This window comes from Chania multitudinisentens RB-25, from assembly GCF_000520015.2.
GTDB lineage: Bacteria > Pseudomonadota > Gammaproteobacteria > Enterobacterales > Enterobacteriaceae > Chania > Chania multitudinisentens.
This window is the reverse complement of sequence record NZ_CP007044.2, coordinates 4,551,933-4,574,048: the sequence shown is the minus strand read 5'-3', so window position 1 is coordinate 4,574,048 and position 22,116 is coordinate 4,551,933. Positions and strand designations below refer to the sequence as shown.

20 protein-coding genes and 1 pseudogene are annotated in these 22,116 nt (G+C 53.8%); 10 read left to right on the top strand and 11 right to left on the bottom strand.

Features of this window, described 5'->3' with window-relative positions; translation table 11 throughout:
* Window positions 1-3 precede the first annotated feature (3 nt).
* From Z042_RS20235 to Z042_RS20225, 3 genes and pseudogenes are all read left to right on the top strand, one after another.
* Window positions 4-1,308, top strand: a complete 1,305-nt coding sequence (locus tag Z042_RS20235; protein ID WP_417903510.1) for an SLC13 family permease — start codon at window positions 4-6, stop codon at window positions 1,306-1,308.
* Window positions 1,309-1,463: 155 nt separating this feature from the next.
* A complete protein-coding gene (locus Z042_RS20230; protein ID WP_024911650.1) occupies window positions 1,464-2,567 on the top strand; it encodes a suppressor of fused domain protein in 1,104 nt (367 codons plus the stop codon).
* Between the two features lie 175 nt (window positions 2,568-2,742).
* Window positions 2,743-3,089, top strand: a pseudogene (locus tag Z042_RS20225) (isochorismatase family protein).
* Between the two features lie 93 nt (window positions 3,090-3,182).
* Here Z042_RS20225 and Z042_RS20220 read toward each other — a convergent pair.
* Together Z042_RS20220 and Z042_RS20215 are read right to left on the bottom strand one after the other, a co-directional pair.
* A complete protein-coding gene (locus Z042_RS20220) occupies window positions 3,183-4,526 on the bottom strand; it encodes an MFS transporter (protein ID WP_236849269.1) in 1,344 nt (447 codons plus the stop codon).
* 252 nt (window positions 4,527-4,778) lie between these two features.
* Window positions 4,779-5,684 carry a GntR family transcriptional regulator gene (locus tag Z042_RS20215; RefSeq protein ID WP_024911652.1) on the bottom strand — a complete coding sequence of 302 codons (906 nt, stop codon included), beginning with the start codon at window positions 5,682-5,684 and terminating at the stop codon, window positions 4,779-4,781.
* 143 nt (window positions 5,685-5,827) lie between these two features.
* On the opposite strand from Z042_RS20215, the gene Z042_RS20210 reads away from it, so the two are divergent.
* The 6 genes from Z042_RS20210 to phnE (Z042_RS20185) all read left to right on the top strand — a co-directional run bounded on the left by Z042_RS20210 (window position 5,828) and on the right by phnE (Z042_RS20185) (window position 12,136).
* Window positions 5,828-6,853: a zinc-binding alcohol dehydrogenase family protein gene (locus tag Z042_RS20210; protein ID WP_024911653.1), complete on the top strand. Its 1,026-nt coding sequence runs from the start codon at window positions 5,828-5,830 to the stop codon at window positions 6,851-6,853.
* A 35-nt stretch (window positions 6,854-6,888) separates the two neighbouring features.
* On the top strand, window positions 6,889-8,346 hold the full coding sequence (locus Z042_RS20205; protein ID WP_024911654.1) for a tagaturonate reductase: 1,458 nt from the start codon (window positions 6,889-6,891) through the stop codon (window positions 8,344-8,346).
* 126 nt (window positions 8,347-8,472) lie between these two features.
* Window positions 8,473-9,306: a phosphonate ABC transporter ATP-binding protein gene (phnC, locus tag Z042_RS20200; protein WP_024911655.1), complete on the top strand. Its 834-nt coding sequence runs from the start codon at window positions 8,473-8,475 to the stop codon at window positions 9,304-9,306.
* Between the two features lie 33 nt (window positions 9,307-9,339).
* The gene (phnD, locus tag Z042_RS20195) at window positions 9,340-10,272 is read left to right on the top strand and encodes a phosphonate ABC transporter substrate-binding protein (RefSeq protein ID WP_024911656.1); all 933 of its coding nucleotides are present in this window, start codon (window positions 9,340-9,342) and stop codon (window positions 10,270-10,272) included.
* Between the two features lie 101 nt (window positions 10,273-10,373).
* The gene (gene phnE / locus Z042_RS20190) at window positions 10,374-11,237 is read left to right on the top strand and encodes a phosphonate ABC transporter, permease protein PhnE (protein WP_024911657.1); all 864 of its coding nucleotides are present in this window, start codon (window positions 10,374-10,376) and stop codon (window positions 11,235-11,237) included.
* A complete protein-coding gene (phnE, locus tag Z042_RS20185) occupies window positions 11,237-12,136 on the top strand; it encodes a phosphonate ABC transporter, permease protein PhnE (RefSeq protein ID WP_154667007.1) in 900 nt (299 codons plus the stop codon). The genes phnE (Z042_RS20190) and phnE (Z042_RS20185) overlap by 1 nt, the downstream gene beginning before the upstream one ends.
* 154 nt (window positions 12,137-12,290) lie before the next feature.
* Here phnE (Z042_RS20185) and Z042_RS20180 read toward each other — a convergent pair whose 3' ends face one another.
* The 9 genes from Z042_RS20180 to Z042_RS20140 form a co-directional block, all read right to left on the bottom strand.
* Complete coding sequence (locus Z042_RS20180) at window positions 12,291-13,379, bottom strand: fimbrial protein (RefSeq protein WP_154667006.1); 1,089 nt, start codon at window positions 13,377-13,379, stop codon at window positions 12,291-12,293.
* 51 nt (window positions 13,380-13,430) lie between these two features.
* The gene (locus Z042_RS20175) at window positions 13,431-14,024 is read right to left on the bottom strand and encodes a fimbrial protein (RefSeq protein ID WP_024911660.1); all 594 of its coding nucleotides are present in this window, start codon (window positions 14,022-14,024) and stop codon (window positions 13,431-13,433) included.
* Between the two features lie 503 nt (window positions 14,025-14,527).
* The gene (locus Z042_RS20170; protein WP_024911661.1) at window positions 14,528-17,149 is read right to left on the bottom strand and encodes a fimbria/pilus outer membrane usher protein; all 2,622 of its coding nucleotides are present in this window, start codon (window positions 17,147-17,149) and stop codon (window positions 14,528-14,530) included.
* A 53-nt stretch (window positions 17,150-17,202) separates the two neighbouring features.
* A complete protein-coding gene (locus tag Z042_RS20165; RefSeq protein ID WP_024911662.1) occupies window positions 17,203-17,949 on the bottom strand; it encodes a fimbrial biogenesis chaperone in 747 nt (248 codons plus the stop codon).
* Complete coding sequence (locus tag Z042_RS20160; RefSeq protein ID WP_024911663.1) at window positions 17,946-18,686, bottom strand: fimbrial biogenesis chaperone; 741 nt, start codon at window positions 18,684-18,686, stop codon at window positions 17,946-17,948. The genes Z042_RS20165 and Z042_RS20160 overlap by 4 nt, the downstream gene beginning before the upstream one ends.
* Window positions 18,687-18,695: 9 nt before the next feature.
* Window positions 18,696-19,292: a fimbrial protein gene (locus Z042_RS20155; protein ID WP_154667005.1), complete on the bottom strand. Its 597-nt coding sequence runs from the start codon at window positions 19,290-19,292 to the stop codon at window positions 18,696-18,698.
* On the bottom strand, window positions 19,285-19,842 hold the full coding sequence (locus tag Z042_RS20150) for a fimbrial protein (protein ID WP_024911665.1): 558 nt from the start codon (window positions 19,840-19,842) through the stop codon (window positions 19,285-19,287). The genes Z042_RS20155 and Z042_RS20150 overlap by 8 nt, the downstream gene beginning before the upstream one ends.
* Window positions 19,826-20,557, bottom strand: coding sequence for a fimbrial biogenesis chaperone (locus Z042_RS20145; RefSeq protein ID WP_024911666.1), 732 nt, complete (start codon window positions 20,555-20,557; stop codon window positions 19,826-19,828). The genes Z042_RS20150 and Z042_RS20145 overlap by 17 nt, the downstream gene beginning before the upstream one ends.
* A gap of 69 nt (window positions 20,558-20,626) precedes the next feature.
* Window positions 20,627-21,148 carry a fimbrial protein gene (locus Z042_RS20140; protein ID WP_024911667.1) on the bottom strand — a complete coding sequence of 174 codons (522 nt, stop codon included), beginning with the start codon at window positions 21,146-21,148 and terminating at the stop codon, window positions 20,627-20,629.
* 452 nt (window positions 21,149-21,600) lie between these two features.
* Here Z042_RS20140 and Z042_RS20135 point away from each other — a divergent pair, with 452 nt between their 5' ends.
* Window positions 21,601-22,065, top strand: coding sequence for a YehS family protein (locus tag Z042_RS20135; RefSeq protein WP_024911668.1), 465 nt, complete (start codon window positions 21,601-21,603; stop codon window positions 22,063-22,065).
* Window positions 22,066-22,116 lie beyond the last annotated feature (51 nt).

The window sequence follows — 22,116 nt, the reverse complement described above, 5'->3', positions numbered from 1 at the left end:
GTAATGGACATGATGTGGCATCCGATGGGTATTTCTGCGTTGATCACTTTGGTGGTGATCGCGTTGTGGGCGACATCCCGTTTGCCGGAATACCTGGTTGCTTTGCTGTTTTTTGCCACAGTGATGATACTGCAATTGGCACCTGCTGGTGTGGTGTTCTCTGGTTTTGCTTCATCGGCTTTTTGGTTGGTGCTGAGCGGTTTTGTCTTGGGCGCGGCCATTCGGGCTACGGGGCTGGCTGACCGGCTTGCTAATCGGCTTCTCCCGTATCTGGCCAGTTCTTGGCTGCGGTTGGTGGGGGGCGTGGTGGCTATCAGCTATGCGCTGGCGTTTGTCATGCCATCGAATATGGGCCGTATTACCCTGTTGATGCCGATCATCATGGTGTTAGCGGAGCGTGCCGGGTTGGCGGCGGGCTCACGTGGCCGTATCGGCCTGGCACTGGCGGTGGGTTTTGGCACTTTCCAACTGTCTGCCAGTATTTTGCCAGCCAATATGCCCAATCTGGTGATGAGTGGGGCCGCCGAAAGCACGTTCGGTATTCACTTCACCTATATTGCTTACCTGTTACTGCATGCGCCAATCCTTGGCGTGGCAAAGGGCGTGTTGCTCACGCTCTGTATCTGCTGGCTGTTTCGTGCGACGCCCCAAAAAGTAGAAAAAATATCTGGGCAGGTGGCGCTCAGCATGGCGGAATGGCGGTTAATCATTTTGCTGTTTACCACGGTATTACTGTGGATCACCGATAGCTGGCATGGGATTGCTCCAGCCTGGGTGGGTTTAGCTGCCGCCTGTTTTTGCCTCTTGCCGCGCGTTGGTTTTCTGACGGGGGAACAATTTGCTGCCGGGGTAAATATACGCACCTGTATTTATATCGCTGGTATCCTCGGGCTGACGGCGCTGGTCAGCCATTCCGGGTTGGGAAACTGGCTGGGGGATGCTTTAGTGAAGGTGATGCCACAAAATCCGGATCGGCCATTTATCGCTTTTGCTTCACTGATTGGCATAACGGCATTGCTGAATTTTGTCGTGACGGCTAACGGGGTGCCTGCCCTGTTCACGCCATTGGCGCAAATACTGGCGGATAGCAGTGGCCTGCCGTTGATAACGGTGCTGATGACGCAGGTGATCGGTTATGCAACGCCGCTGCTGCCGTATCAGGCATCACCTATCGTGGTGGCGATGGGGATGGGGAATGTTCCACTGCGCGAAGGGTTGAAACTGTGTTTATTGTTGGCGGCACTGAGCTTTGGGTTGCTGGTGCCGCTAGATTATCTGTGGTTCAGATTGTTGGGTTGGATGGGGTGAAAGCAGCCATCATTTATGACGGCAAAACAACCTGTGTTTAACCGAATACCGTGATTTTGAGACGATCATGCATACTCTTGGTGATTGGTGCGTTTTACACTGGGTACTACTTTAGTGCGCAGCACGCTTCTGCGCTGTAACTCGATTGAGGTGATATGAACGAGTCAACCCTACTTATTGAAACAAGTAATGAGAACCAGACACTGGTCGCGGTGGTTCAGCAAGATAGTCGTGCTGCTTACTTTTATATTTACCCCACGGAAGAATACAGTGAGCGTTTTCAAGTGCGGGCCTGCTGGCTGCGTAACCTGGGCAGCGCACCGTTACAGGAGGATCGCGCGGCGATGGAGGCCGGGCAACCGCCAATGCTGGCCGCCGAGTATTGCCGCAATCTGGCAGGAGAAGCACCGCTGAACCCGGAAGGGCTAGCGGTGATTTGGGCAGAAAGTGATGATGGAGCGGCTTTATGGTATGACGGCCAATTGCTGGCGGTGATCCCCGGCTGGAGTTTGTATATCGAACACTCGGTATGTTATTCCGCCAGCTGTATTAAAGAAAGCTCGCTGGTTTGGCCACTGGGTTCCGCTTCTACCAATAGCCAATATGCGCTGGCGGAACATACCCGGCAATTCTGGCGCAGTTGGCAGCGTGAGGAGGGCAATCCGTGGCCGAAAATGCGCAGTGATTATCAAGCCTGTTACGAACAACATTTTGGCCCCATGGTGAAATATTATGCTATCGATCAGGGCAAATGGCCGCCAATGGCTATTACCCAGCATCAGAGCGATGGTGTTTACTATTTTCTGACGATAGGGGCCAGTATCCGGCCAATGCCGTGGGTCGAGATCCTGTTTAACGACGATGCCGCGCAGTATCGCCGCATGGAAATGGGCATTGCCATTGATGGGCAATACATGAGCGAAGAAAGTGCAATTCAGATGGCCAGTGCATTAGCCGGGTTTGTCCATGTACCTTGGGCGAGAATCACCTGGTTTGGTGAAGGGCATTCGCTGGAGTCGGAAGCGGTTCCGCAAGGTTATGCAGGCTATGTGCTTTCTTCCTCGTTTTACCCTGAGCAAGGCCGTTTGAATTTACCGCAGCAGTATGGCGATCCGGTGAACCTTTTTTGGGCCAGCCCGGTGTTTGGGGCTGAACGTGAACGGGCGCAGGCGGCACCGCACGGCGGCCACGATCTGGTAAACAAGCTGCGTGAGCAAGGTGTTGACCACGTTTTCCGCCCACGCCAGCCGTTGGCGTGAACGCCTGAAGCGCTGCAATCCTCTGATAAGCCACCGCATGGGTGCCGGTGGCTTTTGTTTTTCCGGTCGACCCTAATCTGCAATAGTATTAGGCTGTATCCCTTAATTGCACGTGAGTGCCAGCACCACGATCAATTAAGGGACACAGCCAGGTACTAAACTAATGGGGATTGTCATGAAGTCAGCGTTGTTGATTATTGATGTGCAGAAAGGATTATTTGTACCCCCACCGGCAGAAGCCGATGCGGTGATAGCGAGAATTAACCAACTGAGCGAACGTGCTCGGCAGGCTGGGGTGCCGGTGATATTTATTCAGCACCAAACTGCCCACGACGAACTGCTGCATGGCAGTGACGCATGGCAGATCCACCCTGATTTACAGGTGAAAGCCAGCGATCACCGGGTAGAAAAAACCACGCCAGCGGGTTGCAAATCCGCGCCCATCACAACGCCACACTGTCGAATATTCACAGTTTTGGCATTCCGATCCGCGCCGTTCCGGCAGAAACAATCCGCTTCTGATGATTGGCAACGGGCCTGAAAGGCCCGTTTAGATTGCCGCGGGAGCAGTGAGCCTGCGGCAAACAGATTTACTCAGCAAAGAGGGCAATGACTTTATCTGGCTGCCTGGTCAGTGATCGGCTGTTTGACAATAAACACATACGAAAGCGCCCCGATAATGGTTACGCAGGAACAGATAGTCAGGGCCAGGCTGAACGAGTTGGTGGTATCCAGTATCCAGCCGGTGACCACTGGGGCGAATGAGGCAAACACAAAGCTGGCAAAGTTCTGGATGCTGCCCACCGAAGCGGTCATACGTGAAGTGACCGCCACGTGGATCAGCCCCCAGCAGGAGGTTCCGGCAAAGTGGATGCAAAACAGCGCCATACTGATCAACGCGACGGCGCTGGTGGTGGTGGTCGCCTGAGCCACAACATAGGTAAAGGCAGCGGACAGGAACATGCCGGCGACGATGCAGATCTTGCGGCTTTTGAGCGGGGCCATGCCACGGCGCACCAGGAAATCGGTGACAAACCCGTTAGAGAGCATACCCGCTGCGCCAAACAGGAATGGGATTGCCGCCAGCATCCCGGTGCTTTTTAGATCCAGATGATAAGTGGTCTGTAGATAACCCGGTAACCAGGCAAGATACAGCCAGGCGGTATAGTTGATGCCGCTAAAACCAATCATCATCCCCCACATGGTGCGGTTCCTGAACAGGGAGCGCCACTCTTTGAAGTTCATCGGCTCACGGCCTGCGCTGACGCTGCCCGCATTAAGATAGTTTTGTTCCTGTTCAGTCAGATTGATGTCTTCGCGGTTGCGGTACAGCATGTACCAGCCGATGGATAGCGCAATCCCCAGCAGACCAATGGTGATGAACATGCCGCGCCAGCCGAGCAGCAACATCATCGCGGTAAGGATCGGCGGGCTGATGGCTAATCCGATGGTAGAGGCCGAGTTAAAAATTCCCATCGGCATGCCGCGATCTTTAATGTTGAACCAGTCGTTAATGACTTTTACGCCGCACGGGTTCATGGGGGCTTCGCCGATGCCCAGGCCGATACGCACCCAAATAAACTGGGTAAAATTGTGGATCATCCCAGAAACGGTTTGGAACAGCGACCAGACGAACATCCCCAAACCAAGCATAAGGCGTGGCCCTTTGCGGTCTAACAATGGCCCACAGGGCAGTTGCGCAATGCCATAAGCCAGTGAAAAAGCCGAGAGCAACAGGCCGATTTCCGTGCCGCTTAGCCCCATTTCTTCGCGAATCGTGGAGTTTGCTACGGAAAGGGAACTGCGATCGAGAAAATTAATGACGGCGGCAAAAAATAAAAGAATCATCGCAGTGGTCTGAATTTTTTTAATTCTTGCCGAACGTACTATTATTCCGTCAGAGGGCATCGGGTGGATAGGAACGGAATAACTGTCCTCCAGTTTCTTTCCATTGCTCATGGTGCTTATTTTTTCCATTCTTTTTTCTCCGGCATTCCACATTAATAATATTCGTTATTCCCGGGTATAAACCAGGATAATTTATAGGGGGATATCAGTCTTATTCGCTTGGCGAAAATAAGCCTAGGTGGCGGGAATGTCCGGGCGGTATTTTTTTAATCGGTTCCGTGCGGTAGTTATAATTTTGCTGTTTTTTATCGGTTTTAAATACCGTTTAACGGTGTTTTTTAATCGATAAAAAACAGCAAGGCTTCACACCGCATTCTGCTGGATAGAGCGAATCATCGACTGTTTTGCCGTGTCGAAATGGCGGTGCAATTCGCGGGCTGCATCCTGATCATTGCGGCAGATCAGCGCGCTTAAAATAGCCATATGTTCTTCAATAGCAATGATATTTCTCTGTTTTAGATCGGTTTCATCCCACTGATAGTGAAAATGAAAGATCACCGAAATGATTTCCAGAGACTGGTTAAAGAAAGGGTTATTGGCAGCCGACAGGATCAGGCCATGAAAATCCCGATCCAACTGGGAAAACAGCCGGTAATTGTTGCTGATGGTGTCACGCAACTGGCGGTGGCGGCTCAACAACTCCTTAGCCTGTAACCAGCGTTCATCTTGAGCAGGCAGGTTGATAAAGCGTGATAGCGCGTGGGTTTCCAGCATCTGGCGCAGTTCAAAAAGTTGCTCGGCGTAGTTCTGATCGAGCTTTTTCATGCACCATTGGCCGCGCCGCACGTTATCGATCAGATTGTAGCGGCTAAAACGCAGCAGGAATTCCCTCACCACCATCGGGCTGACGTTAACCGCGCGTGAAAGCTGCAATTCGGTGAATGAATCACCGGCGCGCAACTGCTTCTGGTTGATCATCTGAAAGAACGCTTTCTCAAACTCTTTGACCTGTTCCTCCAACGACAGGGTCATGCAGTCGAAACCGTCCTCTGCCAGGGGCATCCGCAGGATCACATAGCTATCGTTGACCTTCTCCAGCACGCCTTGCTGATAAAGATGTGTCAACGTGTGGCGCACCGTGGTGCGGCTGACATTGTACATTTCCGCCAGCGCGGCCTGAGAGGGCAGCGGCGAGCGGATATGGCCTCTGATGATGCCGTCTAGCATTTGGTTCACCACGTTCTGTCTCAGGTTCTGTGTTCTGCTCATGCTTTTCTCAGGAAAGTTTTTTTACGCATTTAAAACCAATTTAAACCGGTTTATTTTGTGCTGACTCACAAATATTCGTTGTCAAGCAACTCCTGTTTCCGTTTTTCATTGATAACAGCTCCTATATCACAGGAGAAAAAATTATGGCCACAATGAGTACATTAGTCTGCCAGGAACCCACCAAGCTGGTTTATCAGCAACGGGCGCTGCCGCAACCTGCGCCGCATGAAGCGGTGCTGAAAGTGATCACAGTCGGCATTTGCGGCACGGATATCCATGCCTGGTCGGGCCAACAGCCTTTCTTCAGTTACCCACGGGTGCTGGGCCATGAAATATGCGGTGAAATTGTCAGCGTTGGCAGTAGCGTCAACGGGTTGCACATTGGGCAGCGCGTGGCGGTGATCCCCTATGTCTCCTGCCAGCATTGCAGTGCCTGCCACAGCGGCAGGCCGAACTGCTGCGAAAATATTTCGGTGATCGGCGTTCATCAGGATGGCGGTTTCAGTGAATATCTCAGCGTGCCAGTGAGTAATCTGCTGGCGGTGGATGATGTGGAACCGGAAGCGGCGGCGCTGATTGAGCCTTTCTCTATCAGTGCCCATGCGCTGCGGCGTGCCGCGGTGGTGCAGGGCGATCACCTGCTGGTGGTGGGGGCCGGGCCGATCGGGCTGGGCGTGGCGGCGATCGCCAAGGCGGATGGGGCCAAAGTGGTGGTGGCAGATACCAGCGCGCAGCGCCGTGCCCACGTTGAGCAGGTGCTTGGGCTGGCTACGCTGAACCCGGCGGACAGTGGCTTTGAAGCGGCACTGCGGGCGCAGTTTGATGGCATGTTGGCGGAAAAAATCATCGATGCTACTGGCAATCAGCGAGCGATGAATCAGAGCGTGAATCTGATCCGCCACGGTGGCAGCATTACCTTTGTCGGCTTATTTAAAGGTGATTTGCAATTCTCTGACCCGGAATTCCACAAGAAAGAAACCACCATGATGGGCAGCCGTAATGCCACCAAAGAAGATTTTGTTAAAGTCGGGCAGTTAATGGCAACGGGGAAAATAACGGCAAAAATGATGCTTTCCCACCAGTTTGACTTTGCCACGTTGGCAGAAAAATACGAAGCGGACGTGATTAATAATAAACAACTGATTAAAGGTGTTATTCGTTTTAATTAAAGCGAATATTATTTTACTGGATGCAAGGAGCTATCATGAAACAATTAAATCGGCAAGAATTTCCTGGTGCACAATATCCCGATCGTATTATTCAGTTCGGTGAAGGTAATTTTCTGCGTGCTTTTATCGACTGGCAAATTGATTTATTGAATGAGCATACTGGCCTGAATGCCGGTGTCGTGGTGGTGCGCCCGATCGACAGCGAGCAGCCCCCTTCGCTGAATACGCAAGGCGGTTTGTACACGACGATTATTCGCGGGCTGAATGAAGAGGGCGAAGCCGTTTGCGAACCGCGCCTGATTCGTTCGGTTAACCGTGAAATCAATATTTATCAGGATTATGAAAGCTATCTGGCGCTGGCGCGCGATCCGGCGATCCGTTTTGTGTTTTCCAATACCACAGAAGCGGGCATCGCTTATCTGCCGCAAGACCGCTTTGCTGATGCGCCCGCGGCCAGTTTCCCCGCCAAGCTGACACGCCTGTTGTATGAGCGTTTCAGCCATTTCGCCGGTGCCGCAGACAAAGGCTGGGTGCTGCTGCCGTGTGAGCTGATTGACTATAACGGTGAAACGCTGAAAGAGTATGTGCTGCGTTATGCGCAACAGTGGGAGTTACCGCAGGCATTCAGCGATTGGCTGAATGAGTGCAACACTTTCTGTTCCACCCTGGTGGACCGCATTGTGACCGGTTATCCGCGCGGGGAAGAGCAACAATGGCAACAGCAGTTGGGTTATCAGGATCGTTTCCTTGATACGGCCGAACATTTTTATCTGTTTGTGATTCAGGGCCCGCAGTGGCTGGCGCAAGAGCTGCATCTGGATCAGCTTGATTTGAATGTGCATATCGTTGACGACATCAAGCCTTACAAAGAACGCAAGGTGGCGATTCTCAACGGCGCGCACACTGCGTTGGTGCCCGTGGCATTCATCGCTGGCCTGGATACCGTGGGTGAAGCGATGGCCGATGAAGCGATTGCTACCTATGTAGCGCGCACCATTGCCGAAGAGATCATACCGGTGCTCGATCTGCCGCAGCAAGAATTGCTGCCGTTTGCTGAGGCGGTTCAGAACCGTTTCCGCAACCCGTTTATTCAGCACCAACTGTTATCCATTGCGCTGAACGGGATGACCAAGTTCCGCACGCGAATTCTGCCACAGTTGTTGGCCAGCCAGCAGCAGAACGGGGTGTTGCCAAAGCGGCTGACGTTTGCGCTGGCGGCGCTGATCGCGTTTTACCGTGGTGAACGGCGGGTGGGCAAGTATCCGCTGCAAGATGATGCTCATTGGCTGGAGCGTTATGCCACGCTGTGGGCTGGGGTGGCACATCACGATATCTCGATGACCACTCTGGTGGAAACCGTGTTGGCCGATGAAGCTCACTGGGGGCAAAACCTCAATGCGATACCGGGCCTCACCGCTACCGTAACCGCTAATCTGCAAGTTATTTTGACAGAATGCATGCGTACTACGCTGCGTGGCCTGGAAGGGCAGTAACCGCGTCTCTGCAACAGGAAATGACGTGTAACGTCATTTCCTGGCCATAAAATCATCATCCCGATGTCATAAAGATATTCGTTAATAGGTGCCCATAATGATTATTCACTGAAATCAGGGAATCATATGGCTCAGGCACTGTTAAAACTGGCAGCGACCGATTATCCAGGGCAGCAACCGATCCCTTTGCGGAAAGTGTTATCTGTTAAAGGGCTAGGCAAGGCTTACCAATCTCAGCGGCCGGTACTTGATGGCATCAGTTTTGATCTGCATGCCGGGGAATTTGTTGCGGTAATTGGCCGATCCGGGGCCGGTAAATCAACCCTGCTGCACACCTTGAACGGCACCATTTCTGCCAGCTGCGGCGAGATGCTGCACTTTGAAGCAGAGGGTGCCGCGCAAGATATCACGCAGCTCAGCGCTTGCCAGATGCGCCAGTGGCGCGCCCGCTGCGGCATGATCTTTCAGGATTTCTGCCTGGTGCCGCGCTTGGATGTGATCACCAACGTTCTGCTTGGCCGCCTCAGCCACACCTCGACTCTGAAATCCTTCTTCAAAGTGTTTGCCGATGCCGATCGCGCACGGGCGATCGAACTGTTGCAGTGGCTGAATATGCTGCCACATGCGTTGCAACGCGCCGAGAATCTCTCCGGTGGCCAGATGCAGCGGGTGGCGATTTGCCGGGCGCTGATGCAAAACCCGCAAATCCTGCTGGCCGATGAACCGGTTGCCTCTCTCGATCCCAAAAACACCCGTCGCATTATGGATGCATTGCAAAAAGTCAGCGAAAACGACATTGCGGTGATGGTGAACCTGCACTCGGTCGAGCTGGTGAAAGAATATTGCACGCGAGTGATTGGTATCGCGCAGGGAAAAATCATTTTTGACGGCCACCCGGCACAGCTTAACGAACGGATTCTGCACCAACTGTATGGCGAAGAAAGCCATCAGTTTCATTAACAACAACTATTTTTTACACACAGGGCATGCGCAATGAAAAAAGCAATCAGTCTGACCACCATGATGGTTGGCGTAATGATGGTATTTAATGCCGGTGCAGCGGATGCGCCAAAAGAAGTAAACCTCGGGATTATGGGCGGGCAAAACGCCACCCAGCAGATTGGTGATAACCAATGTGTGAAGCAGTTTCTGGATAATGAGCTGAAGGTGGACACCAAACTGCGTAACTCTTCTGACTATGCCGGGGTGATTCAGGGCTTGCTGGGGGGCAAGATCGATCTGGTATTTGGTATGTCGCCGTCATCGTTTGCTTCGGTGTATATCAAAGATCCGCAAGCGGTCGAACTAGTGGGGATTGGCGTGGACGATGTGGATCAGTCGCGCGGTTATCACTCGGTGGTGCTGGTCAAAGCCGATAGCCCGTACAGAAAACTGGAGGACCTGAAAGGTCAGGCTTTCGGGTTTGCAGAACCTGATTCGACTTCCGGTTTTCTGATGCCCAATCAGGCATTTAAAAAGCAGTTCGGTGGCTCAGTGGACAACCAGTATAACCAGTTCTTCTCCAGCGTGACGTTCTCCGGTGGCCATGAGCAGGACATCCTCGGTGTGCTGAATGGGCAGTTTGAAGGGGCGGTGACCTGGGCTTCGATGGTGGGGGATTACGATAGCGGTTACAGCAGCGGTGCTTTTGGGCGCATGATCCGTATGGATCAACCAGACCTTATGAAGAAAATCCGTATTATCTGGCAATCCCCTCTGATCCCGAATGGCCCGATTCTGGTCAGCAATGCGCTGCCCGCCGATTTTAAAGCCAAGCTGGTTACCGCCATCAAGAAGCTGGATAAAGAAGATCACGCCTGCTTTATCAAAGCGATGGGCGGTAAACAGCATATTGGTGAGGTCAAACTGGCAGAATACCAGGCCATTATTGATATGAAGCGCGAGTTGACCAAGGGCGAGCGCTAAGGCCGGGGTTTTCCTCCTGTTCTGGCTCTTTTTTTGGGGGAAGGGCGAGAGGGCCAGAACAGGGGGCGTTTGTTTCTGCCACACGATGATGGAAAGCCATTTTGAACACAGATTTCACACAGTATTACCAACGTATCCGCAGCAAGCAAAAGCGTGAAACGCTGTTTTGGTCGCTGGGGCTGGCCGGGCTCTATCTTGGTGCAGGCTATATCGCTGAATTCAACCTGCATACCGTTTGGCTCTCCATTCCTCATTTTTTTGACTATCTGCTAGAAACTCTCCCAGTGCTGCACTGGAGCCTGTTGTTTGCCGATGGTCATACCGAAGGCTCTTTCGCTTACTGGGGTTATCGGTTGCCTATTCAACTGCCGTTGATCTGGGAAACCGTGCAATTGGCATTGGCGGCCACGCTGCTTTCCGTCTTGGTGGCAGGTGTGCTGGCATTTCTGGCCGCCAACAATACTCATAGCCCGATGCTTTTGCGTTTTGCCATCCGTACACTGGTGGCGTTTTTGCGCACGATGCCGGAGCTGGCCTGGGCGGTGATGTTTGTGATGGCGTTTGGCATCGGCGCCATTCCTGGCTTTATGGCGTTGGCGCTGCATACCGTGGGTAGCCTGACCAAGCTGTTTTATGAAGCACTCGAAACCACGTCAAACAAGCCGGTACGCGGTTTGGTCGCCTGTGGCGCCACGCCACTGCAACGCATGCGTTTCGGCTTGTGGCCGCAGGTCAAACCGGTGTTTTTGTCTTACGGCTTTATGCGGCTGGAAATCAATTTCCGTCAGTCGACGATCCTCGGGCTGGTGGGGGCCGGGGGGATCGGCCAGGAGCTGATGACCAATATCAAACTTGACCGTTACGATCAGGTCAGCATCACGCTGTTATTGATTATTGTCGTGGTATCGCTGCTGGATTATGTGTCTGGGGCATTGCGTAAACGGGTTGTTGAGGGGAAACACTGATGTCTGTTCAACCGCTGGCGGCTGCCACAGTGCAGCAGATAAAACAGCAGCACCCGGAAATTTTCTCCTGCCAGGGCCGCTATTTGCGCACGCTGGGTATTATTGCCGCTGCTATTGTGTTGTATTACGTGTTCTTTTTTCTGTTCTTTGGTATTGCCTGGCCGCAGTTTATCAATGGTTGTCAGCAGATTGGCCGTTACTTTATACGCATGTTCGTCTGGCATAATTTCGTCAGTTGGCCGTTTATGTATTATTTCCAGCAGATCTTTATCACTATCGCCATTGTGTTCGCCGGAACGCTCACCGCAACGCTGCTCGCCTTGCCACTGTCATTTTTTGCAGCGCGTAACGTAATGTCGTCACCGTTGTTGCGGCCAATGGCGATACTGGTACGCCGCTTGTTGGATATTTTGCGCGGTATCGATATGGCGATCTGGGGGCTGATTTTTGTGCGGGCAGTCGGGATGGGGCCGTTGGCCGGGGTTCTGGCGATTGTGATGCAGGATATCGGGCTGTTGGGCAAACTGTATGCCGAAGGCCACGAAGCGGTAGAAAAATCCCCCAGCCGTGGGCTGACGGCGGTGGGAGCCAACGGTTTACAAAAGCATCGCTATGGTATTTTCACCCAATCTTTCCCGGCCTTGTTGGCGTTGAGCCTGTACCAGATTGAATCGAATACCCGTTCAGCGGCGGTGCTTGGGTTTGTTGGCGCTGGAGGGATCGGTTTGGTCTATGCCGAAAATATGCGTTTATGGAATTGGGATGTGGTGATGTTTATCACGCTGATCTTGGTAATGGTGGTGATGATAATGGACAAATTATCCTCGCTTCTGCGTAATAAATATATCGTGGGAGAGGCGATCCCGCTTTACCAGCAAAAAGCCCCTGTGGTTCAGTAATCCATCCACATAATGCCCAGCATAAAGTCATGCATGATACTACTGGCCGCCAGTTGCCCCAGGTGATAAATCCCGGCCAAGGATATCCAAGGCCGTCACGGGCAGTATGCTGCCCCACAGCATTATCCCCGCCAGCGTGAACGCTGGCCTCGCGCTACTGCCAGATAATATCCAGCGTTGCGCTGGCCCTTCCTTCCCCTAACACCGGGGTGGCATTGGGGCAAAGTACCCATTTCAGTGGGATAGTGTGGCTCTGATTACTTGCGGCATTGGCTAACAGGCTCTTGGCCGGGTTACCAAAATGGATGGAGGTCGCGGCATCGTTGCAGCCGGCATCAGCGTCTGCACCGTTGCCAATAAAGCCGCGCACCGTTCCCTGTGCCTGGTTCTGGCCGTTGCTCATCACCAGTTGTGACGAAGTTTGAGTGGGGGAGACCGCCTGCGCCGAATAGGAAACATTAACCGTAGGTGCGCGGCCGCTACAGGCAAGGTCTATTCCACTGTCCGGGGAGATAACCGGGGCGACAGAACCCGCATCAACAGTACCGAAGCGCACCTGGCTGGGTGTGGTGACGGTACAGGCAGTGAGGTGAACGTTGAGAATTTGTGAGACAGGAATGAAAGTGCCCTGATACTTCCCAAGATAAAATTGCAGATTATAGGTACCCGCTTGTGGACGGGTGGTGTCTACATAGACCCCGTATTTTAGCTGTCCACTGAGGGTGTCATCTCCAACACGCAAAGAGAACGCTGCTCTGTCGGTATGTGGAACGGCAGTATAGCAGTTGGCTATATTATCTGTACCGTTAGTCGATGCTTTGCCATTGGCCTGCCAGGTGGCAGTGAGGGAGGCTCGTGTGGTGTAATTATCTGGATTCCAAACCCAGGAGTTTAGAGCACTGTCATAGATAACGCCATAGACACCAGAGTTAGGGGACAATTCCCACCCGTAATAATTTCCATCCGGCGTCTGGATATTGGGTAAGACACTACTACAGCGTGTGGTAAAATCATTACTCCTCCCGACATAGATATTAATGCCTAGTGTGCCATTAGTATTATAAGAATAATTGCCATTAGCTCTAGAAGTACTGCTGGCCGTCAACTGCCCCAGAGGGGTAAACCCTGGCCCTAATATATCCAAGGCCAAAGTGGGCAGTGCGTTTCCCCATAACATTATCCCCGTCAGCATTAACGCAGGCCCGGTAAACCAAGGGCTTATTATTGCTACTTTCTTCATCATATTTTCTCGTTTGCTGATATAGCGTTCGTTGCTCTCATCCAATAGGGGGCGCTATTGCCAGATAATATCCAGCGTTGCGCTGGCTCTTCCCTCTCCCAACACCGGAGTAGCATTAGGGCAAAGCACCCATTTCAATGGGATAGTGTGGCTCTGATTACTTGCGGCATTGGCTAACAGGCTCTTGGCCGGGCTGCCAAAATGGATGGAGGTCGCGGCATCGTTGCAGCCGACATCAGCGTCTGCACCGTTGCCAATAAAGCCGCGCACCGTTCCCTGCGCCTGGTTCTGGCCGTTGCTCATCACCAGTTGTGACGAAGTTTGAGTGGGGGAGACCGCCTGCGCCGAATAGGAAACATTAACCGTAGGCGCGCGGCCGTTACAGGCAAGGTCTATTCCGCTGTCCGGGGAGATAACCGGGGCGACAGAACCCGCATCAACAGTACCAAAGCGGATCTGACTGGGGGTAGTGACGGTGCAGGCGGTAAGGCGAACATTGAGGGCGTGTGAGACAGGCGTGAAACTCCCTTGATATTTTCCAAGATAAAAGTTCAGGTTATAAGTGCCCGCTTGTGGACGGGTGGTGTCCACATAGACCCCGTAATTCAGTTGGCCGCTGAGGGTATTATCCCCGGTACGCAGAAACATGTTCGCTTGCCCTGCTTGTACACTCGGCACTGTAGTATAACAATTTGCTAGCCTGTTGGTGCCGTTGGTAGATGCCCTACCATTGGTTTCCCAGGTGGCAGTATGGGAATGTCGTGTGGTGTAACTAGCTGAACGCCAAACCCAACTATTCACGGTACCGTCATAGATAACGCCATAGACACCAGAGTTGGGGGACAATTCCCATCCGTAATAATTTCCATCCGGCGTCTGGATATTGGGTAGGGCAGTATCGCAACGTACATTAATGTCAATAGACGTTCCAAGATATAAATTAATACCTAAACTATTACTAATAGGATTATTATAAATCCATGATCCAGTGGTGCTAGAGGTACTTCTGGCCGCCAATTGCCCTAAATGGGTAAACCCTGGCCCTAATATATCCAACGCTAAAGTGGGCAGTGCGTTTCCCCACAGCATGATCCCCGCCAGCATTAACGCAGGCCCGGTAAATCGGGGGGGTATTATTGGTAGTTTCTTCATCATGCTTTCTCGTTTGCTGATACACAGCTTGCTGTGATTTCTCGCACCGGTCTTTCCGGTGTGGTTTGGGTTTCTTTCAGGTTAAAGTTCACCCGACATTGACGATCGGGGTTGTCGCCCCATGTCACGTTTAGCGCCCCCTGTTCTGGCAATCCGCTCAGGTAGACCTGGCCTGCATCCCCCACGATGCTGCCGTTTTCTTCCTGGGGAGCGTTGATCAGCGAGGCAGTGGCCCCAAAAGGCACTACGCCAGTCTCGCGCTTGAGAGTCATCAGTACCTGATAGCCTATCCGGGTGGCGAAATTGGCCTTCACTACCGCCCCCTGCGTTGGGTAAACGTTCTGGTTCGACTGGGTGATGTCCACGCCTTCCGGCAGCGTTGCCGGGTCTAGCCCTACGCTGTTTTTGCCGTAGGCGGTCAGGTAAGGCACCACTGCATACCCCCGAGAGTCTGTTACTGCCGTGCCGCCACTCACGTTCACTCCGGCGGCCCCAGGCGCACTCACCAGCGCCACGGACTCGCCCATGGAGCGGGAAAAGGTCACGCCGTCGCTATGCACCAGCATCCCGCCGCTGGCGTTCAGGTTGATCGATTGCGAATCTTCACTGTAGCTATAACCGGCACTCAGGCTGCCTTTGCTACCCTGCCAGCCGGCGCTCAGGTTGCTGTTGGCTGCCTGCCCCTGGTTGCCCAGGCCCTGGGACGCGCTATAGGAGAACGCCTGATTCAGCGCACTGCCGCTGATCCCGGTCTGGCTCTGAATACGCCCGGTGTTGTCCCGGCTCATGGAGCTGGTGGCATACATGGATTGCAACGCGGGAGCGTGGCCGAATACGCTGAACGGCACGCTGACATTCAGCGACAGTTGGCGGTTTTCTGGCCAACTGCCGTTGCTGTCTTGCATCCGGTCGATGGCATAATTCACCCCATAGCTCACGCCGCGGTAGCTGTTGTTGTACCCCAGTGCCAGCCCGGTCAGGCTGCGTTCACTGCCCCAATAGTCATCACGTGAGGCACGGAAATTCAGGCTACCCCAACTGCCTAACTGCTGGCTGAGCTGGGTCTGAAAACTGCTGCGCCGTCGCTGTTGTAGCCAGGGGCTGACGCCGTCTTCCAGGCGGAAACCCTGGCCGTTGAACTCGCTGAAGCTATAGTAGTTGCGGGTAGAGTAACGCAGGGCCGTCAGGTCAACCGAGGTGCCGGTGGATATCAGGCTCTTGGAGTAGCGCACGCGATAGGACTGGCCGGTTTGCTGCGTCTCGGCGAAGTTGGCGGACGAAGCGGTCACGTCTGCCGAGAACGCGCCGATATTCTTCACCGAGATACCACTACCGACACTCAATGCCTGATAGTCTTTGGCCGCCAGAGCACCACCGTACAGGGTGAACCCCTGCGGCAGGCCGTAAATCAGCGTGCCCAGCATAAATTCCGCGCGGCGTGACTCCTGGGTCATATTGCCGTCATAGCGCCCGGCGGTCAGTTCATACTTCCATCCGCCGGGGCGCAACATTACTGGCAACGACGAATAGGGAACGATAAAATTGCGAATCTCGCCGTTGGCTTCGGTCACGGTGACGTCGTAGTCCCCTGACAGCCCGGCCTGCTGTACATCATTGATGCGAAACGGCCCCGGGGCTACCCAGGTTTCGTAGACCACGTTGCCGTTCTGGCGTACCGTTACCCGCGCGTTGCCGTTGGCGATCCCATTGATAACCGGCGCATAGCCGCGCAACTGTGGTGGCAACATCAGCTCATTCGAATTGAGCTTCACCCCGCGAAACGGCACGCTGTCAAACACGTCACTCCCGGTACTGCTTTCCCCTGCCAGTAAGGTAGAACGCAGCCCGTGGAAATCACGAGCCAGGTAGGTTTCGGATAAGCGGGTGCTTTGGCTGTTGGTTCGGGGCTGGTTGATATAGCCACTGTTGTCTGTGCGCGTATGCGTGACGCTACTCCGTAGCCGCCAGGGGCCACTATTGGCTCCGGCATGCAGCAGGGCAAACAGGTTGTTGCTGTGCTGCGTGGTGCCACTGCTGCTGTTGCTGGTACGCCCGGCGCTGAGGGTATAGTTGGCCAGCAGGGCGCTGATGCCTTCTTCCCAGAGTGCTGGGTCCACGGCGTTACCCAGCCCTGGTTTCATCGCCACCTGAGGAATGCTGATGTCCAGACGCAATTGTGCCAGGTTCAATGTGGTGCTGGCCTGCGGAATTAACGTGGGCAGATCGTCTATCGGCTGTTCTGTCGGCAGATTTTTCAGGCTGGGAACCTGGGCGATGTTCACGCCGAGCGAATCCAGGAAGGCCGGAGTTAATTGCGGGGTGATCTTCCCCTGTGCATTCTTTTTAAACTCCAGAGTAAACTGGCCGGCCTCACGCTGGTTGATCGCCACCTCCAGCGGATAGCTGCCTTCTTCCATACCGCCCGCTTGGTTAAATGCCGACAGATCGACTTCGCTCTTGCCGCCCAGTACGTTGAGAAAACCGGGGTCAAAATAATCCTGTGCCAACGTTGGCTGACTGGCGAGCAGTATGCTTAATGCCAGGAGCTGCGGCGGAAACCGGACGCAAGTGTTCTGCCCGCCCCTGCGCTGGCGGGAACAGAAATAGGAATGAATGGTCATTATCATTATCTCAATTCAATATTTCACGCTAAGGGCAATAGAGAAGATCACGGTTACAGCATCCTGGTCTGGCGGGGCGTTAGCGATCCCTGGTCATTGACCAGTTGCCAGGCCAGTTCACCAGCCGTGGTCTTCGCAGCCAGTGAATAGGTCTGTTGGCCTAACGGCGGTACCATGGCTGGTGTTTCCACGGCTTGCCCTCCTACCGTTAGCGCACCAAAGGTGGCCCAAAATGGCGTGGGATTATCGACCCGTAACCTATCGCCCTGGAGCTGAAAGCGTAACTGCTGTGCCACCTTATCGGCTCCGTAGGTTGGTAGCCCTGCCGGGCGGTAAAACAGCTTGAGCTGGTTCTGGGTAGCCAGTACCAACGCGTCATTGCCACCCGCTGCCTTGTTGGCCTGCGGGGCTTCAGGCTGGGCTGGAATAGCCTTGATAGCCAGGGTAAATACCGCCTCCCGATCCTGCCGCAGATAGCTGTTCATCAAACGGATGCGTAACGTCAGCTTTTCGCCGGGTGCCACACGTTGTAGTGGCGGTAAGGCGACAAACGGGGCCGGGCTATCCACCTGGCTCTCAATGTTGCTCCCCCAGTCACGTACCCGGGACTGCATCAGGTAAGGCGTATCGGTGTTGTTGGTGACGTTGAAGGTGATACCACCGCTCGCCGATGCTGGGTAAATCACGCGGGTAGACTGTAAGGTCAGCCCCGGCGCGCCCTGAGCTGCCGCCATGCCCGGTAACAGCAGTGCCATACACAACAGCAGGCCCGCTATGTGATGAAATCTTCGGTTTATCATGGTGCCTCTCCGTGGCTTATTGTGGCCTGGTAACTCGGGCTGATACCGCCATAATCATTAATGACCGACCAACTGGCCTGCCGGGGTTGCCCGCTGGCGGGATAACGCTGGGAAGTAAAGGGGGCAATCATGCTGCCGGCTTCGCGCACCGCTACCGGTTTACCATCCAGGCTGAAAGAGATCAGGGTCTGGTAATAGGGCGTTGGGTTGTTCACTTCCACCTCATTATCCTGTAGGCGAACGGTCAGCTTTGCCGCTGCATCCTGCGGCGTCAGCGCCAGCCCGCTCGGACGGTAAAACAGCTTGATGACGGTATCGATACCCACCGTCACCTGGGCAGATACCGCAGACGCCGTGTCGCTATCCGGTTTGGACGACGACGGAATCGCGAGGAAGCTCAGGTAAAATACCGATTCGCGGTCAGTGGGTAAGACGTCGGTACCCTGGCGCAGAATGCGTACCGTGCTCTGGCTGTTTGGCTCCAGCCGGAACAGTGGTGGGGTAACCATAAACGGAGCGCTTTGTGTGCCGCCTGGTGCAGTCATCACCTGAGCCCGGATCAGCCACGGACGATCGCTGTAGTTGCGAATCCCCACCGTGGTGCTTGTGGCTTTGGCATCAAACACTACCCTTGTCTGGCTGAGGCTTATCCCACTCCGCTCCTGCGGTGCGGCTTGTACCAGGGGGCAACTGAGCAGAACAGCGGCCAGTAATCCACTGAAATATTTGATATTCATGCGGCGCTCTCACTCATACAGAAACTGAAAAGTGACGGTGGCGCTAAGCATGCCGCCATGCAGCGTTGAGGCCGCGCAATTATTGCCGCAGGAGAGGCTGGCCTGAAACGGCGTCTGGGTTCCATTAAGTTCACTCAGTGGCACGCCCGGCGTGCCGACGGACACCCGATCGCCATCCCCCAGCGCTGTCTGTGGTGCAGCGCTGCTCACCAGGCGCACCCCATACCCGCTGGCGTCATCGTTCCCGGCATTGTTGTTCTTGGTAAACAGCGGGATCCCAGCGCTAAGGGTAGTACCGCTGATGGTCAGTTTGGGGTGGATACCAAACCCGGTACAGTTGGCGTAGTTGACCGCCAGATCACGGGGCTGCACGCCGCTAGCGCCTGCCTGTTTGATCTCTGCTGAAGGGATCGAACCCCAGTTAATGTCGCTCGGACTGACGGTAATATCACAGGTGCCAGCTATAAAGGTCGCCGTGAAATTAAGCGGAGTAGAAGACGATCCCGCCATACTCGCCGTACTCCACAGCAGCAGCGCCGTGGTCAGTAGCGGAGTGGATAAAAAAGAGAGACCTCTGGTCGGTTCCCGAAAATTGAATCTATTCATAAGCCACCGTAAAAGTCAGTGTGGCTTTGATGGTGCCAGGGGTAACCGGTTCGTTACCCGCACGTACCAGCCCCAGCAGGAAAGGTTCGCTGTGCAGTGTTTCTTCTGCAACGGCAGACAGCGTAACGGCTTCTCCATTCACCAATGCCGCATCGGTATTAAAGAAATTGCCGGTCGTAATACCACCGGTATCGCGGCGCACCATGAAGCCCACGCCCTTGGCTGCGGAATCCGCATCGCGAAATATCACTGCCCGGGAGACAGGTGCCGGAGTATAGGGAACGCCACTCACTTTAATCGTTGGAGTAGTAGCACCGCTGCACTGGATGCCTGCCGTCAATGGCAGCAGCATCACCGTTGTGCTGGCCTGTACATCGCTCCGGCGATGCACGCCGTAAGACAAGTGGGGCTCGGACAGCGTCAGTTCGCAACTGCCATCGCTGATCTGAGCACTGAAATCTACCGAAGCGGTATTGGCAGCCAGAGTGACTGTCGGCAGCAGCAGACTACCCAGCAGCCCTATCAGCGGCGCCTTACTGCACCGTGCCATTGAATGCCTCCATGCCACCGTAGTCATTGATGGCGGTCCACTCAACGCGGCCTTGCCGAGGTGTGCCTGGGTAAAGGGCATGGCTATAGGGGGCGATCATGCTGCTGCCGTCTTCCACGCGCAGTTTCACCGGGGTATTACCGATGCTCAAGCGATTAAGCGTGATGTAATACGGGGTCGGGTTACTGACTTTTACCCCTTGCTTTTCGGCAGAAAACTGCAATTTGCTCATCGCCTGGGGTTGCGGCATCGCCAGACCACCAGGGCGATAGAACAGTTTGATTACGGTGGCGGTCGCTACCTGCAACGTCCCGGCAACGGCCGGTGCTGGAGATGTCGTGCTGGCTGCCCCGGCAGGCATGGCAACGGCGCGAAAATAGAACAGCGACTCCCGATCCTGGGGTAAGCTACCTGGAGTTTTCATCATCAACACTTGGTTGGTACTACCTGGTTCAAGACGAAACAGCGACGGTGTAGTGACAAAGGGCACCTGAGTTTGTTGCCCCTGAACATCCTGTGTAACTTGCGTTTTGACCAGATAGGGAGAGAGAGAGGACGTACTGCTGGTCAGCCCGATGCTTTTTCCCTTTGCCTCGTCGTTGGCCTGGAAGATAACGCGGGTCGCATCGGCAGAAATACCGGCCATTGCTGGCGCAGCGGTTAACAGCATTCCTCCAGCGATAATTCGCAAAGTATGTTTTATATTCAACGTCATTCCTTTTTTCACCTGTATTGAATAAGAGCGAAAAGCATGGCCCTTCGCTCTGGTTCGAAAAGGTGACGTTTAGTTCACAATATAAGCGACGACAACTGGCGCACTGTAGGCACCGGCAGCCGGAACCGTAGTGGTGGAGCCCATACCAACCTGGAAGCTGTAGTTGGTTGGTGCCGCTTCGGTGGCTGCCAGGCTGGTTGGTGCATTAGCCGCCAGCTGTACGTCGTTGGCATTTTTGATCATAAAGCCGACGGTATCGCTATCAACGTTGACAAACAGGTTCTTGTCGTTGTTAGCGGTAGAGGTCACGCCCTGAATGAGCAGGTTGCCGGTTTCATCTGCGGTGCAGTTGCTCAGTGTAACGTTCAACGGTACGCTGCCCTGTTGAGTATTGGCGGCGGCGAAATCGCTGGCTCTGAACACACCGATATTGAGGGTAGCTCTACCACCGTTAACGGTGACGTCGCAGGTGGTGTTGGTGATGATACCTTGCAGAGTCACCTCTGCAGCAGGCGCGGCGCTGGCGTTCATGGTGATCCCTACCATGCTGGTAGCAAACAGAGTGGCAATGGCTTTTTTATTGAAAAACATGCTTAAATTTCCTATGGGCTTACTAAAAAATAACAACTTTCGTTTTTTTGACGTTTATTGAGTATTTTTTCATTGGTTGACATGGAGTGAAGCTCTTCACCCATCCGACCAGTGATAACTAGCTATATAAACGACGAAAAGTAGGATAGGGATTTTCTTATTCTGAGGGTGTAAGACGTTACTCTTTTTTGTGTGGGAATCTTCCTGCGTGTAGGGATCGCTATGTAGAAGCCGTGATCGCCTCCTGGGAATATCGTGATATGGAGAGGGTACGCTGCCTAACAGATATTCAACGTGGTTATGAACTTGCCGAGGAAAGCCGTGGGTAATTGCCAGCCCACAAATAGGATTGAGAAACCCCGGTTGGCCCCCTATACTGCCGCACATGCAAGGTGTGCGGCCGTTTTTCCTGCCGTTGACCCCTTTCCCGCTTACAAGCTAAAGGCAATGCCATGATCAATAATGATGTGCTGCGCAGCGTGCGCTACATGCTGAGTATTAACGACGCCAAAATGGTTGAGATCGTTAAATTGGACGGTTTCGACGTTGATATTGCAGCAATGGGAGCCTATGTGATCAAAGAAGGCGAACCAGGCTTTGAGAAATGCCCAGACGAAGTGATGGCACATTTCCTGAATGGCTTAGTGTTCTTCAAACGTGGCAAAGACGACAAATTCCCCGCGCCAGCGGTAGAGCTGCCAATCACCAACAATCTGGTGCTGAAAAAATTGCGCGTGGCGTTTGAGTTGAAAGATATCGATTTGCACCAGATTTTCACTGCGGTGGATTTTCGTATTTCCAAGCCGGAGTTAAGCGCGCTGTTCCGCAAAGAAGGCACTAAAAACTATCGCCCCTGCGGCGATCAGATGCTGCGTTATTTTCTGAAAGGGCTGGCGCAGCGCCTGCGTGGCGCATAAGCGGCAACCAATCCTGCAAGGTGCCTATTCAATAGGGTGAAGTAGCCCCTG

What these genes read in the sequence shown, in the direction of transcription:
- Z042_RS20235 (WP_417903510.1), top strand. Translation starts at nt 4, where the DNA reads ATGGACATGATGTGGCATCCGATGGGTATTTCTGCGTTGATCACTTTG.
- Z042_RS20230 (WP_024911650.1), top strand. Translation starts at nt 1,464, where the DNA reads ATGAACGAGTCAACCCTACTTATTGAAACAAGTAATGAGAACCAGACA.
- Z042_RS20220 (WP_236849269.1), bottom strand. Translation starts at nt 4,526, where the DNA reads ATGAGCAATGGAAAGAAACTGGAGGACAGTTATTCCGTTCCTATCCAC.
- Z042_RS20215 (WP_024911652.1), bottom strand. Translation starts at nt 5,684, where the DNA reads ATGAGCAGAACACAGAACCTGAGACAGAACGTGGTGAACCAAATGCTA.
- Z042_RS20210 (WP_024911653.1), top strand. Translation starts at nt 5,828, where the DNA reads ATGGCCACAATGAGTACATTAGTCTGCCAGGAACCCACCAAGCTGGTT.
- Z042_RS20205 (WP_024911654.1), top strand. Translation starts at nt 6,889, where the DNA reads ATGAAACAATTAAATCGGCAAGAATTTCCTGGTGCACAATATCCCGAT.
- phnC (WP_024911655.1), top strand. Translation starts at nt 8,473, where the DNA reads ATGGCTCAGGCACTGTTAAAACTGGCAGCGACCGATTATCCAGGGCAG.
- phnD (WP_024911656.1), top strand. Translation starts at nt 9,340, where the DNA reads ATGAAAAAAGCAATCAGTCTGACCACCATGATGGTTGGCGTAATGATG.
- phnE (WP_154667007.1), top strand. Translation starts at nt 11,237, where the DNA reads ATGTCTGTTCAACCGCTGGCGGCTGCCACAGTGCAGCAGATAAAACAG.
- Z042_RS20180 (WP_154667006.1), bottom strand. Translation starts at nt 13,379, where the DNA reads ATGATGAAGAAAGTAGCAATAATAAGCCCTTGGTTTACCGGGCCTGCG.
- Z042_RS20175 (WP_024911660.1), bottom strand. Translation starts at nt 14,024, where the DNA reads ATGTTTCTGCGTACCGGGGATAATACCCTCAGCGGCCAACTGAATTAC.
- Z042_RS20170 (WP_024911661.1), bottom strand. Translation starts at nt 17,149, where the DNA reads ATGACCATTCATTCCTATTTCTGTTCCCGCCAGCGCAGGGGCGGGCAG.
- Z042_RS20165 (WP_024911662.1), bottom strand. Translation starts at nt 17,949, where the DNA reads ATGATAAACCGAAGATTTCATCACATAGCGGGCCTGCTGTTGTGTATG.
- Z042_RS20160 (WP_024911663.1), bottom strand. Translation starts at nt 18,686, where the DNA reads ATGAATATCAAATATTTCAGTGGATTACTGGCCGCTGTTCTGCTCAGT.
- Z042_RS20155 (WP_154667005.1), bottom strand. Translation starts at nt 19,292, where the DNA reads ATGAATAGATTCAATTTTCGGGAACCGACCAGAGGTCTCTCTTTTTTA.
- Z042_RS20150 (WP_024911665.1), bottom strand. Translation starts at nt 19,842, where the DNA reads ATGGCACGGTGCAGTAAGGCGCCGCTGATAGGGCTGCTGGGTAGTCTG.
- Z042_RS20145 (WP_024911666.1), bottom strand. Translation starts at nt 20,557, where the DNA reads ATGACGTTGAATATAAAACATACTTTGCGAATTATCGCTGGAGGAATG.
- Z042_RS20140 (WP_024911667.1), bottom strand. Translation starts at nt 21,148, where the DNA reads ATGTTTTTCAATAAAAAAGCCATTGCCACTCTGTTTGCTACCAGCATG.
- Z042_RS20135 (WP_024911668.1), top strand. Translation starts at nt 21,601, where the DNA reads ATGATCAATAATGATGTGCTGCGCAGCGTGCGCTACATGCTGAGTATT.